Source organism: Streptomyces glaucus, assembly GCF_039533365.1.
Classification (GTDB): Bacteria; Actinomycetota; Actinomycetes; order Streptomycetales; family Streptomycetaceae; genus Streptomyces; species Streptomyces glaucus.
Window position 1 is genome coordinate 46,523 of record NZ_BAAATK010000042.1, and the last position, 14,701, is coordinate 61,223.

At 75.0% G+C, this 14,701-nt stretch carries 12 protein-coding genes and 1 pseudogene; all 13 read right to left on the reverse strand.

Annotated features, from left to right (window positions below; genetic code table 11):
• Positions 1–49: 49 nt before the first annotated feature.
• Positions 50–1,261 carry an acyltransferase family protein gene (locus ABD363_RS25315; RefSeq protein WP_344607475.1) on the reverse strand — a complete coding sequence of 404 codons (1,212 nt, stop codon included), beginning with the start codon at positions 1,259–1,261 and terminating at the stop codon, positions 50–52.
• Positions 1,254–2,243 (reverse strand): alpha/beta hydrolase, encoded by a 990-nt coding sequence (locus tag ABD363_RS25320; RefSeq protein ID WP_344607502.1) that lies wholly within the window; start codon positions 2,241–2,243, stop codon positions 1,254–1,256. The genes ABD363_RS25315 and ABD363_RS25320 overlap by 8 nt, the downstream gene beginning before the upstream one ends.
• Positions 2,244–2,477: 234 nt before the next feature.
• Entirely contained in the window at positions 2,478–3,392 is a 915-nt protein-coding gene (locus tag ABD363_RS25325) for an alpha/beta hydrolase (protein ID WP_344607477.1), read from the reverse strand.
• Positions 3,393–3,728: 336 nt separating this feature from the next.
• Positions 3,729–4,958 (reverse strand): kynureninase, encoded by a 1,230-nt coding sequence (kynU, locus tag ABD363_RS25330; protein WP_344607479.1) that lies wholly within the window; start codon positions 4,956–4,958, stop codon positions 3,729–3,731.
• Complete coding sequence (locus ABD363_RS25335; protein WP_344607481.1) at positions 4,951–5,808, reverse strand: tryptophan 2,3-dioxygenase family protein; 858 nt, start codon at positions 5,806–5,808, stop codon at positions 4,951–4,953. The genes kynU and ABD363_RS25335 overlap by 8 nt, the downstream gene beginning before the upstream one ends.
• Before the next feature lie 158 nt (positions 5,809–5,966).
• Complete coding sequence (locus tag ABD363_RS25340; RefSeq protein WP_344607483.1) at positions 5,967–6,380, reverse strand: DUF3151 domain-containing protein; 414 nt, start codon at positions 6,378–6,380, stop codon at positions 5,967–5,969.
• An 82-nt stretch (positions 6,381–6,462) separates the two neighbouring features.
• Positions 6,463–7,485 carry a class II fructose-bisphosphate aldolase gene (fbaA, locus tag ABD363_RS25345; RefSeq protein WP_344607485.1) on the reverse strand — a complete coding sequence of 341 codons (1,023 nt, stop codon included), beginning with the start codon at positions 7,483–7,485 and terminating at the stop codon, positions 6,463–6,465.
• A 122-nt stretch (positions 7,486–7,607) separates the two neighbouring features.
• Positions 7,608–8,156, reverse strand: coding sequence for an orotate phosphoribosyltransferase (gene pyrE, locus ABD363_RS25350; protein ID WP_344607487.1), 549 nt, complete (start codon positions 8,154–8,156; stop codon positions 7,608–7,610).
• A 10-nt stretch (positions 8,157–8,166) separates the two neighbouring features.
• The gene (locus tag ABD363_RS25355) at positions 8,167–8,955 is read right to left on the reverse strand and encodes an aldose epimerase family protein (protein WP_344607489.1); all 789 of its coding nucleotides are present in this window, start codon (positions 8,953–8,955) and stop codon (positions 8,167–8,169) included.
• A gap of 58 nt (positions 8,956–9,013) precedes the next feature.
• A complete protein-coding gene (locus ABD363_RS25360) occupies positions 9,014–9,886 on the reverse strand; it encodes an SRPBCC family protein (protein WP_344607491.1) in 873 nt (290 codons plus the stop codon).
• 102 nt (positions 9,887–9,988) lie between these two features.
• The gene (locus tag ABD363_RS25365; RefSeq protein ID WP_344607492.1) at positions 9,989–11,647 is read right to left on the reverse strand and encodes a polyamine aminopropyltransferase; all 1,659 of its coding nucleotides are present in this window, start codon (positions 11,645–11,647) and stop codon (positions 9,989–9,991) included.
• Between the two features lie 153 nt (positions 11,648–11,800).
• On the reverse strand, positions 11,801–12,319 hold the full coding sequence (locus tag ABD363_RS25370) for a DUF2617 family protein (protein WP_344607494.1): 519 nt from the start codon (positions 12,317–12,319) through the stop codon (positions 11,801–11,803).
• Positions 12,320–14,154: 1,835 nt separating this feature from the next.
• Positions 14,155–14,625: pseudogene (locus ABD363_RS25375) on the reverse strand (tyrosine-type recombinase/integrase); the annotation flags it as partial.
• Positions 14,626–14,701 lie beyond the last annotated feature (76 nt).

Consider the following 14,701-nt stretch of genomic DNA (forward strand, 5'->3'; position numbering starts at 1 on the left):
CCCCGCCGCACCGACATCCTGGACACGGCCGCCCCCGCCCTCCGACACCCTAGACACGGCCCGCCCCCGTCGGCGTCCCCCGGCCCGACGGCCGGTGCGCCCGCACCACCCGCGCACGGCCCCGCCCGCCGCCCCGCTCCCAGGAGTGGAAGGCGGCCAGGCAGACCGCCAGGACCGCGGCGAACACCGGCAGCCAGGCGAGCCGGGCCGCGACCCAGTCCAGGCCGTCGGGGCGGGTGTGCAGGCCGGGCAGCCGGCCCGCGAGGAGCCCGGTGGCCGTGGCCGCCATCAGGGCCGTCTGGTGCCAGAGGAAGACCGTCATCGCGCGGAGGTTGACCAGCGCCACCGCCGCCCACGCCACCGGCCGCCGCATCGCGCGCCGCAGCCGCTCCCGCAGCAGCAGCGCGAGACCGCACTGGGCCACGCCGAAGGCGACGGCGGCCAGCGTCGGCGGGTCGAGGTTGGACACCCCGGCGCCCGGCACGCCGACCATCGACGCCGGGTAGCCCGCCCACACGACCAGGGCCGCGGCCGCCGCCGTACCGCCCACGAGCAGGAGCCGGCCCGCGCGGGGCCCGTCCAGCTCGCCCCGCGTCCAGGCGGCGCCGAGCGTGTAGGGCACCAGCCAGCCCGCGGCCAGGTTCGCCCAGCCGAGCCAGGCGGGGCCGCCGAGACCGAAGCGCAGCAGGTCCACGTGGAGGACGACGGCCAGCGGCCACAGCGGGTGGAGCCGGGCCAGCAGCGGGGTCGCGGCCGTGAGGGCGGCGAACACCAGCAGGAACCACAGCGGGGACAGCGCCAGTTTCACCAGCGTGCGCGTGGTCGCGTACTCGGCTGTGGAGAGCAGCAGCGCGGCCGTGACGGCCGTCCACAGGGCGAGGACGGCGGCGACCGGCCGGAACAGCCGGGCCAGACGGCCGCGCAGCCAGTGGTGGTACGGGACGCCGCGGGCGCGGGCCGAGGCGTATCCGCGGGTCGCCACGTGCCCGCCGACCAGGAAGAACACGGCGAGGGTCTGGAACATCCAGGAGACGGGGGCCAGCCAGGGCAGGTGCCGCAGGGGACTGTCCGTGCGCAGGGCGCGGCCGTCCGCGACCAGGGCCGTCACCAGCCAGTGGCCGAGGACGACCCCGAGGACGGCCAGGGCGCGCAGGGCGTCCACGGCGCGGTCCCGCTCCGCCGGGGTGGCGGCGTCGATCCGGGCGGCGCGCCGCCGCACGCCGTCCCCCGCGCCGCGCAGGGATGCCTTCAGGTCAGTCACGGGTCACCGCCGAGGTCTCGCCGAGGGCGATCCGGGCGAGGTTCGCCAGACAGGCGGAGCCCGGGGTGAAGTAGTCGCTGTGGCCGGCGTCGCCGGCGGCGAAGACCCGGGCGCCGAACGCCGGGGAGACGGGGTCGGCGCCGAAGCCGACCGTGGTGCCGAACAGGTCGACGTCGAGGTGCGGCACGTTCCCCACCCAGTCGCCGGCGCCGCGGGCCGCCCAGACCCGGGCCCGGGCGCGCAGGGCGCGGGCGGAGTCCGCGCCGGTGCCGGGGCTGCCGATCAGGGCGATGTCGGAGACGTCCAGGCCGCGGGCGGCGCGCCCGCAGACGACCGAGCCGTAGGAGTGGCAGATCAGGGAGATCCGCGCCCGGTGGCCGGTGACGCCGTGCAGGTCGCGCACGAGGGCGCGCAGGCGCGGGGCGGCCCGCTCGGCGCGGCCGGTGGTGGCGACCGCCGCGCTGACCGTGCCGGGCGTCTCGTAGCCCAGCCAGGCCACGACCGCGGTGCGGGTGCCCGGCGGGGCCTGCCGCGCGAGCTGCCGGTGCAGGGCGAGGGCGGCGGCGCGGAAGCGGCCGTAGGTGTCGAGGCCGGTGTCGGAGCCCGGGACCAGGACGGCGACGCGGTCCGCGCGGGCGAGGCCGCCGAAGACCTCCGTGACCCGGCCGGTGCCGCGCCCGTCGAAGGCCAGGAGCTGCCGGGAGGGGGCGGCCAGGGAGCGGTCCACGGCCGCGCGGCGGTGGTCGCCGTGGGCGCCGGCCATCCGGGCGGCCCGGGCGGCGTTGGCCCGGTGGGCGGCGTACGTCCGGTCCAGCCCGGCCGGTGTGGCGGGGGCGGCGGGCGACGCCGGGGCCGGGGCGGGGGTCTGCGGGCGCGCGGCGGCGGACAGGGGCAGGACCACGCCGGCGGTGACGAGGGCGGCGAGGAGGGCGCGGACGGCGCGGCGCCGCCCGCGGAAGCGGGCACGGGCGGGGCCGCGCACCCGCTCGTGCCCGCGTTTCCGCGCCCGGTCCCGGTCCCGGTCCCGCCGGCCGTCCCGCCCGTCACGTCCCACGGTCCTCGTCCCCTCCCCGTCCGCCCGGCCTTCGGGCCGGCACGGAGGGGAAGTTACGGACCGCGCGACGTCGTCCGCGTCACGCCGGGGAGCTCACTCGCGGTGTGGCTCTCAGGTACTACGGGTACGACCGGGCCGCCCCCACCGCCCTTCCCCGCCCCCTCACCACGCCAGCTGCGCGATCTCCTCCGCCACCACCGCGCACGCGTCCGTCGCCGGGTCGATCAGGGGGAAGTGGCCGACGTCCGCCAGCAGCGTCACCCCCACCACCTCCCCGGCCCTCGCCGCCGCGTCCGCGTACGACTCGGCGACCGCCTGCGGGACGTCCACGTCCGTCCGTCCCTGGACCAGGGTGGTCGCGATGCCGGTCGGCAGCAGCAGCGCGGGGTCCGCGTACGGCAGGCGCTCGGCGAACCGCCCGTCGTCGCCCGGGACGCCGCCCAGGAGCTGCCGCACCGCGCCGCCGCACACGTCCAGCTCGTCCGCGACCGCGAGGTCGGCGATCGGGGCGAGCGCGACCACGCCGCGCAGGGGAGGCGGGCCGTCGGTGCGCCACGGGGCGTCGGCGGGCAGCACGTGGCGGGCCGCCGCCCACAGCGCGAGGTGGCCGCCCGCCGAGTGCCCGGTGAGCACCGTGCGGCGCGGGTCGGCCTGCGGCAGCGCCCGCCGGACGAGCGCGGGGAGCGCGTCGAGCGCGGCGGCCACGTCGTCGAAGGTCTCGGGCCAGCGCCCGGCGGCCGCGTCGCCGTCCGTCTCCCCCGCCGCGCCCCGCCGGTACTCCACGCTGGCCACCGCGAAGCCCCGCCGGGCCAGGAAGCCGGCGAACGGGCTGACGTGCCGGCGGTCGTACGGCGCCCGCCAGGCGCCCCCGTGCAGGACGACGACCAGGGGGGCCTGTCCGTCCGGCCCGCCGGGCCCGCCCGGTCCGCGCGGGGCGTAGAAGTCGATCACCTGGTCGGGATGGTCCCCGTAGGAGGCCGTCCCGTCGGGGTCGACGGGGGCGTGCGAGAACGCCGACTTCTCCTCTTCGGCGGCGCGGGCCTCCGCGGCCGCGCGGGCTGCGGCGTCGTCCGGCATGTCCCAACCTCTCAGCGACGAAACGAACTTGGCGGACCAGGGAAGAAAATCGGCCGTTGGCCGGGACGGTACCAGGCGGGTGACGTGCGCGGACACGGGGATGTCACGCTCGGTGAAGCCCGGCGATCCCGCCGTTCCGCCCCGCCGGGACACCGCCGCCGGGCGTGCCGCCGAGGCCACCGGACCCCGCTGGGGACGGCGAGAGCCCGCCGAGCCCGCAGAGGAGAACACCGCGCCCGCCGCACCCGGCCCGCGCCCGCCGTCACCGGGGTACGGCCGCCCGGGACACGGCCGCCCGGATCCGGACGGCCCCGCCCCGGACGGCCGGGACGTACGTCACCGGCGGCCGTCCGCGAGGGCCAGGACCTCCCCCAGCACCCGCGCCGCCCGCTCCACGTCGGCGAACCCGACGTACAGCGGCGTGAACCCGAACCGCAGGACGTCCGGGGCGCGGAAGTCCCCGACCACGCCCCGCTCGATCAGCCGCCGCATCACCTGCTCGGCGTCGTCGCAGCGCAGCGCGACCTGGCTGCCCCGCTCCGCGTGCGCCACCGGCGTCAGGCACTCCACCCGGCCGGGAGCCGCGTACGCCGCCACGCACTCCAGGAAGAAGTCCGTCAGCGCCAGGGACTTGGCCCGCACCGCCTCGACGGGCACGCCGTCCCACACCTCCAGGGCCGCCTCCAGGGCGAGCATGGAGAGGATGTCCGGGGTGCCGACCCGGCCGCGCAGGGCGCCCGGAGCCGGTGCGTACGCCGGCCGCATCCCGAACGGCTCGGCGTGCGAGTTCCAGCCGGGCAGCGGCGAGTCGAAGCGGTCCTGCACCTCCCGGCGCACATACAGGTACGCGGGCGCGCCGGGGCCGCCGTTGAGGTACTTGTAGGTGCAGCCGACCGCCAGGTCCACCCCGTGCTCGTCCAGGCCCACCGGCAGCGCGCCCGCGCTGTGGCACAGGTCCCAGACGGCGTACGCCCCCGCCTCGTGCACCGCGGCGGTGAGCGCCGGCAGGTCGTGCAGCCGGCCGGTGCGGTAGTCGACGTGGTTGAGCAGCACGGCGGCGGTGCGCCCGCTCAGCGCCCCCGGCACCTCGGCCGGGGCCACCGGCCGCAGCGTACGCCCCGTCATCCGGGCCGCCGACTCGGCGATGTACCCGTCCGTCGGGAACGTCGTCGCGTCGACCAGGATCTCGTCCCGGCCGTCCCCGGCCAGCCGTACCGCGCCCACCAGCGCCTTGAAGACGTTGACGCTGGTGGAGTCGCCGACCACGATCTGCCCGGCCGCCGCCCCCACCAGGGGGGCGATCCGGTCGCCGATCCGCTCGGGCGCGGTCCACCAGCCGCTCTCCTCCCACGACCGGATGCGCAGCTCGCCCCACTGCCGCCGCACGACGTCCGCGACGCGGTCCGGGACGGTCACCGGCAGCGCGCCGAGCGAGTTGCCGTCCAGGTACACCCCCGCGGCGCCGGCCGCGTGACCGGGCCCGGGGTCGAGGACGAACCGCTCGCGCAGCCCGGCCAGTTCGTCGGCCGCGTCCAGTTCCTCCGCCTTCGACACCAGTTCAGACATACGATCGCGCCGTCCACAGCTCGGGGAACACGTTCTTGCGGGCCCGCTTCTCCAGCCAGGCCACCCCGGCGGAGCCGCCGGTGCCGGGCTTGGCGCCCATCGCGCGGCGGGTGGCGACCAGATGGTCGTTGCGCCAGCGCCACACCAGCTCGGCCACGTCGGTCAACGCCTCCCCCAGCCGGGCGAGTTCGGCGTTCTGGTCACCGGCGTAGATCGCCGCCCAGGCCGCCTCCACCTCCGGCGACGGCTCGTACCCGCGCGTCGTGTCGCGCCGCAGCACGGCCTCGGGGATGTCGTACCCGCGCCGCGCCAGCAGCCGCAGCACCTCGTCGTACAGGCTCGGCTCGTGCAGCGCCTTCTCCAGTTCGGCGTGGACGCGCGGCGCGCCCCGGTGCGGGACCAGCATGGACGCGGACTTCTCGCCGAGCAGGAACTCCAGCCGGCGGTACATCGCCGACTGGAAGCCGGAACCGTCGCCGAGGGCGCCGCGGTAGGAGTTGAACTGCGCCGGGGTGAGCTGCCCCAGCGGCTTCCAGGAGGCGTTCAGCGCCTCCAGCTCCCGCACGGACCTCTTCAGCGCGGCGATCGCCGTCGGCACGTCGTCGCCGCGCAGCGCCCGCGCCGCGGTCTCCCACTCGTGGACGATGACGGTGAACCACAGCTCCATCACCTGGGTGGTGACCAGGAAGACCATCTCCCCGGGATCGTCGGAGAGGGGGTGCTGGAGGTGGGTGAGCACGTCCGCCCTGACGTAGTCCTCGTAGGGCGTGGTGCCTTCGAAGTCGAGATGCGGGGTCTCGGGCTCGTGCGCCTCGGCGGTGCGAGGGTGGTCGTGAGCCGGTTGGGACATCGCCGTCTCCTGTTGTGCGCTCCGGGTAGCGGTCCGCCCCTGCCGTTACCGGCACGGGGGCCCCGGTCCCCACCGGCATCCTGCGCAATCCCCTCCGCCCCGCGCAAGGCCCGCCCGGCCGCGGGCGGGCCTTGCGGGTGACGGCCCCGGTCCCGCCGTCAGCCCAGCACCTCGGCCGCCGTCGGCGAGGAGTCCGTCAGGAACTGGGTGCAGCGCTCGTACTCCTCCTTCTCGCCGATCGCCTGCGCGGCGCGGGCGAGGGCGTGCAGGGCGCGCAGGAAGCCGCGGTTCGGCTCGTGCTCCCAGGGCACCGGGCCGTGGCCCTTCCAGCCGTTGCGGCGCAGCGCGTCCAGGCCGCGGTGGTAGCCGGTACGGGCGTACGCGTACGACTCCACGGCGCTGCCCCGCTCGAACGCCTCGTCGGCCAGCTGCGCCCAGGCCAGCGAGGACGCGGGGTACTGGGCCGCGACCTCGGCGGGCGCGGCGCCCCGCGCCAGCAGCTCGCGCGGGCCGGGGTCGTCGGGGAGGTGGGTCGGGGGCGGTCCCCCGAGGAGGTTCTCGTGAATGGACATGAGGTCCAGTCTGCACCGTCCCGGTACGCGCGAGAGCCCGGCGCCGCACGGGCGCCGGGCTCCGGGGTCCCGCCGGGCGGGATTACTTGATCTTCGTGCCGGTGGAGCGCAGGTGGCGGCAGGCCTCGACGACGCGCGCGGCCATGGACGCCTCGGCGAGCTTGCCCCAGGTCCGCGGGTCGTAGGTCTTCTTGGAGCCGACCTCGCCGTCGACCTTCAGGACGCCGTCGTAGTTCTTGAACATGTGGTCGGCGATCGGGCGGGTGAAGGCGTACTGCGTGTCCGTGTCGATGTTCATCTTCACGACGCCGTTCTCCAGCGCGGTGCGGATCTCCTCCTCGCTGGAGCCGGAGCCGCCGTGGAAGACGAAGTCGAACGGGCTCTGCTTGCCGAACTTGGCGGCGACGCCCTCGTTCAGCTCCTTCAGCAGCTCGGGACGGAGGACGACGTTGCCCGGCTTGTACACGCCGTGCACGTTGCCGAAGGAGGCGGCCAGCAGGTAGCGGCCCTTCTCGCCCAGGCCGAGGGCCTCGGCGGTGCGGATGGCGTCGTCGACCGTCGTGTACAGGGAGTCGTTGATCTCGTGGGAGACGCCGTCCTCCTCGCCGCCGGTCGGGGTGATCTCCACCTCGAGGATGATCCTGGCGGCGTGGGTGCGCTCCAGCAGCTCCTGGGCGATGGCCAGGTTGTCGGCGAGGGTCTCCGCGGAGCCGTCCCACATGTGGGACTGGAACAGCGGGTTGCGGCCGGCCTTGACGCGCTCCTCGGAGATCGCGAGCAGCGGACGCACGTACCCGTCGAGCTTGTCCTTCGGGCAGTGGTCGGTGTGCAGGGCGATGTTGACGTCGTACTTCTCGGCGACGACGTGCGCGAACTCGGCCAGGGCCACGGCGCCGGTCACCATGTCCTTGTTGTGCTGGCCGCCCAGGAACTCGGCGCCGCCGGTCGAGATCTGGACGATGCCGTCGCTCTCCGCCTCCGCGAAACCGCGCAGGGCCGCGTGCAGGGTCTGCGTGGAGGTCACGTTGATGGCCGGGTAGGCGAACTTGCCTGCCTTCGCCCGGTCCAGCATCTCGTTGTAGACCTCGGGAGTTGCGATGGGCATGGGTCCGCTCCTTGTATGTGCGGGTCGGCGTGGTGCGTGCTCACGGCCCTGACCTAGAACCTTGGCGCGACGTCATCGTCGGCCCCATCTTTCCAGACGAACCGGGATGAGCCGAGTGGGGCTCAGTCCAGGCCCAGCTCGTCCTTGGAGTACGCGTACCGGTACGGCACCCCCGCGCCGTCCCGGATCTTCTCGGCGGCGCCCGTCGCCCGGTCCACGATGGTCGCGACGGCCACGACCTCGGCGCCCGCCTCCCGCACGGCCTCCACGGCGGTGAGCGGGGAACCGCCCGTGGTGGAGGTGTCCTCGACGACCAGGACCCGGCGGCCCGCGATGTCCGGGCCCTCGACGCGCTTCTGCAGGCCGTGCGCCTTGGCCGCCTTGCGGACGACGAAGGCGTCCAGCCGGCGGCCCCGGGCGGCGGCCGCGTGCAGCATGGCGGCGGCCACCGGGTCGGCGCCCATGGTGAGCCCGCCGACCGCGTCGAAGTCCAGGTCCGCGGTCAGGTCCAGCAGCACCTGGCCGACCAGCGGGGCGGCCTCCCCGTCGAGGGTGACGCGGCGCAGGTCGACGTAGTAGTCGGCCTCCAGTCCCGAGGAGAGGGTCACCCTGCCGTGCACCACGGCCTTGTCCTTGATCTGCTGCAGCAGCGCGCCGCGTACGTCCGTCATACCGGCCAGCTTAAAGGCGCCGCCAGCTCCACACCGTGCGGGCTTCCAGCGGCTGGAGCGGCGTGACCAGGCGCGGCCGGGTGTTCAGGCCGTCGGGCGGGCCGGTCTGCGGCTCGACGCACACCGCCTCCGCCTGCTCGTCGTACACCACGACCCACTCCTCGGGGCTGGTCACCCTCAGCTCCAGCTGCTCCGGCCAGGTCAGGGTGACGTCGACGCCGCCGGGCATGCCGAAGCAGTCGTCCCAGGGGCCGGGCCGGGGGGCGACGCGGTTGCCGGTGGGCAGGTGGTCGTCGCCGCGCTCCTCCTGCCAGGCCGCCTCGAAGCCGATCCGCACGTCGGCGCCGCCCAGGTTCCGGTTGAACCACGGGTGCCAGCCGATCTGCGCGGGGAAGGACGACTCGTACGTCTCCACCGCCATGGTGATCGTCAGGGTGTCCTCGGTGAGGGCGAACGCCTGGGTGACGCGGCCGGGGTAGGGCCAGGGGTCGGTCAGGTCGTGGGTGAGGACCGCCTCGCGCGGGCCCGTGCGGGCGGTGCGCCAGGCGCCGTCGCGGGCGGTGCCGTGGATGGCGTGCGGCGGGGAGTTCAGCGGCATCTGGTGGACGGTGGCGCCGTCCCGGAAGCGGCCGTCGCGGATGCGCCCGCACCAGGGGACCATCGGGAAGCAGCCGAAGCGCTCGCCCTGGCGGAGCAGTTCCACGCCGCCGACGCGGAGCCCTCCGACCCGGCCGCCGTTGCCCGGCAGCACGGTCACCTCCGCGTCGCCCGCGGTCAGCGTGATGGGTTCGTTGCTCACGGGACACGACCCTACTGGGGCGATCAAGGGGGCGTGCGGTCCTGCCGGCCCGGCGCGCTCAGCGGCGTCTGCGCAGGGCCCGGCCCAGCGCGATCGCCGACGCCAGGGCGAGGGCCGCCGGGGCCGCCCAGCGCAGGGGGGCGGAGGGCGTGGCCGTCCGGGGCGCGGGGACGGGGGCGTAGCGGCCGCGCGGCGGGGCGTGGTCGACCTCCTCCGCGCTGCGCCCGATCATGGTGCGCCGCGCGTGCGCCGCCTCGGCGGGGGGCTCGGCGGCCTCCGGGAAGTCCTCGCCGGGGGCGGGCGCGGGCGGGGGGGCTTCGGCGCCGGAGCCGGCGGGGGCGTCGCCGGGGGCGGGGGTGTCGGCGGGGCCGGGGGCAGCCGTGTCCGGCTGCGGCGGGGGCGGCGGGGCGTCGTCGGCGTCCGGGGTCGTCTCGAAGTCGGTGGTGGCCTTGGGTTCGAACTCCTCCGTGGCCAGGGACACCGTGGTCTCCGGTGGGGCGGCCTCCTGGGCCGCCAGCGCCCCGAGGTTCTCCGCCCAGCGGTTCAGCAGCCGGGTCACGGCCGCGCCGACCGCGTCCGCCGGCAGCTCCGTGACGCGGCCGTCCGCCGTGGCCGTGCCGTCGAGGGCGAGCGTGGCGCCGCCGTCCGCGGTCCTGACGCGCAGGGTGAGCGCGAAGGCGACCGATCCGGTGCCGCGCGCCTCGGTGGCGTCGCCCCGGACGGCGTACGACCCGTCGTCCCGGCGGGACAGCCCGAGCGCGCCCCGGTAGGTGACGGAGTGGCCGCCGACCCGCATCTTCAGCCGGCCCGTGCCGGGATCGGCGCCGGCGTCCTGCTGGAGCCCGGGGACCGCCCGGGCGACCCGCGCGGGATCGTCCAGCACCTCCCTGAGCCGCTCGGCCGGAACCGGAACGAACACCTCGTGCTCCATGTCTGCGGAGCGTACCCAGTGGGCGCCGGACTGCACCCCCGGCGGTGGAAAAGTCACCCCGCGCCGGTGCCGGGCGCGCCGGACCCCGTCGCGGCCGGTGTCTCAGTACCGCGGGTGCACCAGCGTCGACGCCGGCAGCCCCGGCAGCCGGGTGCGGGCCGCCGCGCGGGCGTCCGCGGTGAGACGGGCCTGGGTGAGGGTGCGCGGGCGCGGGGCGTGCGCGTCGAGGCGCAGGGGCGGGGAGGTACCGGCGGCGGCCAGGACGAATCCCCAGTCGTGCGGGGTCCGGGAGCGGGGGCCGGCGCCGCGGTCGTCCTCGGCCGTGCGGCCGGGGGCGCGGCCGGCCACGCGGTACGGGGCGGTGCGCAGACCGGCCGCGCGCAGCGTCGACTCCACCGTCCAGAACGCCCGGGGGCGGGCGGAGACGGGCCCGGCGTGCACCACCAGCCGGCCGCCGGGCGCCAGCACGCGCCGCGCCAGGCCGTAGAACTCCTGCGAGTACAGCTTGGCGCACGCCGTGACGCCGGGGTCCGGCAGGTCCGAGACGACGACGTCGTACGGGGCCGCCGGCGCCCGGCGCAGCCGGTGGAAGGCGTCCGCCGCGGTCACGTGGACGCGCGGGTCGTCGTAGGCGCGCCCGTTCAGCGCGGACAGGGCGGGGTCGCGGCGGGCCAGCCGGACCACTCCGGGGTCGACGTCGACGACGTCGACCCGGCGCACGCCCGGGTGGCGCAGCACCTCGCGGACGGCCAGGCCGTCGCCGCCGCCGAGGATCAGCACGCGCGCGTGGCGGCCGGCCATGGCCGGGTGGACCAGCGCCTCGTGGTAGCGGCGCTCGTCGCGGGCGCTGACCCGCAGCCGCCCGTCGAGGTACAGGTTCAGGGGCCGGCCGTGCGCACCGCCGGTGAGGACCACCTCCTGCGTGTCGGTCCGCACGGCCACCCGGACGTCGTCGCCGTACACCGCGTGCCGGGCGGCGCGTTCGAAGTCGTCGACGAGGACGGCGGCGCAGCCGAGGACGGCGAGCACGACCGCGTTGACGGCGAGCAGCAGCCGGCGGGCGCGGCGGGTCAGGTCCCGCCGGAACAGGCCGAGGACCAGGGCGCCGCCGACGACCGCGTTGACCGCGCCGGTGAGCAGGGCGCCGGTCAGCTGGCCGAACAGCGGCAGGAGGAGGAAGGGGAAGGCCAGACCGCCGGCCAGGCCGCCGACGTAGTCCGCCGCGGACAGGTCGGCGACCGCGCCGCCCGCGTCCTGGTGGCGGATGCGCTGGATCAGCTCCATCAGCAGCGGGACCTCGGCGCCGATCAGCAGGCCGATGGCGAGGGAGAAAGCGACCAGCAGGCAGCGGGAGCCGCTCGCCCCCGCGCCGCCCCAGTCGCCGGTCCAGGCGAAGACGGCGTACAGGGCCATCGCGCTGCAGCCGCCGACGAGGGCGAGCGTGGCCTCGACGGCGCCGAAGCCGGCCGCCGCGAGCCGGCACAGCCGCTTGGCGGCGAGGGAGCCGAGGCCCATGGCGAAGACCATGACGGACAGGACGACGGACGCCTGGGTGACCGAATCGCCGATCAGGTACGAGGCGAGGGCGACCAGTTCGAGTTCGTAGACGAGTCCGCAGGCCGCGCAGACGAAGACACCCGCGAGGACCAGGAACCTTCCGGTGTCCGGCCGGACGGGCAGCCACGCGGGAGCGCCGGGGCCGCCGGGGCCGGCCCAGGGGGGCGGGGCGCCGGGCGGGGCGGGCGTGCGTTGTTCGATCACGAAGTGACGGTACGTCACTCCCGTGCTGCGCTTCGTCACCCACACGTATGAGATTTGTTTACGATTGCCCCGAGTTGACCGGGCCGTGCCCACCGGTGCCGGAGCGCTGCGGACCCCCGCGCCCGGAGCTGCGCACGGGCCTTGCCGGGAGCCTCACCGCGCCGCGGGCACCCGTGTCCCGACCCGGGTCCACGTTGCCACCAGCTGCCCGTCCTGCGGGTACGCGTGCCAGGTCCGCCAGTGCACCTGTCCCTCGTGGTGCTGGGCCAGCAGCGCCGTGAAGGCGTGCGGGCTGCCGGGGAAGACGCCGGCGAGGCCGTGCGGGTGGTCGGTCACCAGGGCCAGCAGTTCCTGGGCGCGGCCCTCGAAGGATTCCGGGGAGAGCGCCTCGACCCGGGCCGCGAACCTGTACTCCCAGTCGCCCACCCGCTTGGCGACGCCCAGCGGGAGCGGTGTGCGGCTGCCCGGGATGCACGCCACCGTCTCCGAACAGCTGCCTCCGCGTTCCTCCAGGAGCACTTGGTGGGACGCGCCCAGAAGTCTCAACTGGAGTTTGGCACCGGGAAGTTCGAGATCGAGGGTGGCCAGGGCGGGGAGCGGTTCGCGTCCCAGCGCCCAGGCGAGGTCGGCGGCGCGCGTGTCGGTGTAGGCGGTGTTCAGGGTCGTGAGCATGGATCGGCTCCGCAAGCACACAAGGAGAGGAAGGGTGGGCCTGCGGTCACCCCGGCCTCGCCGGGGGTGCGGCCCGGTTTCAGCCCAGTCGGTCGCCGGAGGCGTGTCCGCGGGGTGTCCGAGGGGCTGCGCTGGTTTTAGAGGGAATCACGAACTGTGCCGCCGCCACAGCGTTTTTACCCAAGTTCAGGGGGATTCCACGCTCGGAGGGCTCACCTTTTCACCTGTTCAACCCCGGCGTGCGCCGGTACGGCCCGAGCGTGCGCCCAGGCGCGCGTCCATCCGTCGAGCGCCTGCCGAACGGGGGACACGGGCGTCCCGCCGGACGACGGGAACGCGGGCACGAAGAAGCGGGGCCCGTGTGGCACGGACCCCGCTTCCCGGACGCGGTTCCCCTTCGGGACCCAGCTGCCCCGTGTCAGCTGCCGCCCCCGCATCCGCCTCCGCCGCCCCCGCAGGAGGACCCGCCGCCGCAGGAGGAGGACCCCCCGCCGCAGGAGGAGGAAGAGGACCCGCCGCCGCAGGAGTGGCCCCCGGACGAGGACCCGGCCCACCAGCTGTCGCCGCCGCTGCCGCGGCTGCGCCTCCCCGACGGGCGTCGCGCGCCCCGGCCGGACGCCACCGGGCTCCTCCGCGCACCCCTGCGGCCGGCCGCGACCGCGGCGACCACCACTGCGACGACCACCACCAGGATGATGCCGATGACCATGGCGTCACCCTCCTTCCGTTCCCCCGAAGCGGCCCCCCGTGGGCGCCTCGCGCGTCGTGTGACCGGGAGATGCCCGTCTCCCGCGCGCGGCAAAGCGGAGTTGAGGAACTCCAGAGGGTTCTCGCATGAGTGGGGCCCCTGACCTGCACAGAAGGGCAGTTCAGGGGCCGTCCGGGCTTCACTGGGCCGTCTGTGGGCCGTGATCTTCCTCGGCGAGGCCAACTCGGGACGTATGGCCAGCCGAGAGACGACCGACCGCCAGTGAAGACGCCACCTTTTGGTCACACGGCATTTAGAAGGCCGGCAACGCGGCCGGGAGCCGCTCGCAAGCAAAGGATGCCCTAGCTGTTCGTCCTAGAATTCGCCACCCTTCGCTACCTCTCGCCGGATTTGGCGCCACCCCTGCAATGCGCTGACCTGCACGATTGGGACAGCCATGGAAACCGGCCGAGACTTCACGCTCATCGCCAGGGTGCTGCGCCATGCCATCGCCAGGATGTTGCGCCACCCCTCTGACCTGCGAAAACAGGTATCGGGCACGATTGCTGCAGGTGGGGCGACTGTACTATCGGGGGACGTCACCGAGGCAACAGCCATAGGCTCTCGTAGAGACGCTACGCGCCATTGGCCATCCGAAAGACTCCCGCGTGACTCACGAGCACCTGGCTCCGGAGCCACCCGGAGCCAGGCCTCGCGCGCGGGGCACTGTGAGCCCGGCCGACTACTTCCCGGCCGGGCTCACCTAAGCCCGTCCGCATCGGCCGGAGCGCCGGGTCTCCACTGGCTTAGTAGAGGAACCGTTCAACGCACCCCGCGATGGCAGTGACCGCTCCGAGGATCACCACCGCCAACTCAACCCAGTCCCTCTTTGGGCGCCGGCGGCGCTGTCTCTCCTTGGGTCGCCCCATCGTGTCGGCTCCTGTCTGTCGTTACTCCAACTGAGCTGAGTTTGACGTCAGTTGGCTCCTGCCCAAGTCGGGCCCGGGAGTCCTGCAGAGACGGGTGCCGTTCTCGCAACCTACCTGGGGCGCGGGTAGCTGAGGCCCATTCGCCACGGTTCGCCAGGGTCCGCCAGACGCTGTGCCACCGGGTTAGGCACACTGACTAGGGGTGCCGACCTGCACCGCTAGTCTGCTCGGGATGCAGAGCGGCCCCGCTGGAACACGGCGTCGATAGCGAGAGGGGTGCGCTCGCGGCTGTCCGGCATCAGGTGGGCGTACACCCGGAGCGTCAGTCCCGGGTCGGCGTGCCCCATGTACTCGCTGACGGCCTTGACGTTCTCGCCCGTGTCCAGCAAGGCGGAGGCGTAGAAGTGCCTCAGGGCGTGCATCCTGTGCTCGCGCGCCGACTCGTACTTGCCGTCATCGCCTGCTTCCGGGATGAGCCCGGCCGCCGCGAGAGCGGGCTTCCACTCCTTGCCGTTGAAGTTGCTGCGCCACACCATGTCGCCTTGCTCAGCCGTGAAGATCAACCGGGCCGAGACCTTCGGGCCCTCCGGCACGTTCCATGGCAATGTGATCTCCACAGGCTTGTAGGCGTCCATGTGGGCTCTCAGGGCTTCCGCCACACAGTCGGGCAGCGGCACGTCTCGCTTCTTACTGAGGTTTTCGTAAGTTCCGTGGGGGTGGGTGGATGGTGAGTCCGGTGTGGGCGAGGAAGGACCAGGGCAGCTG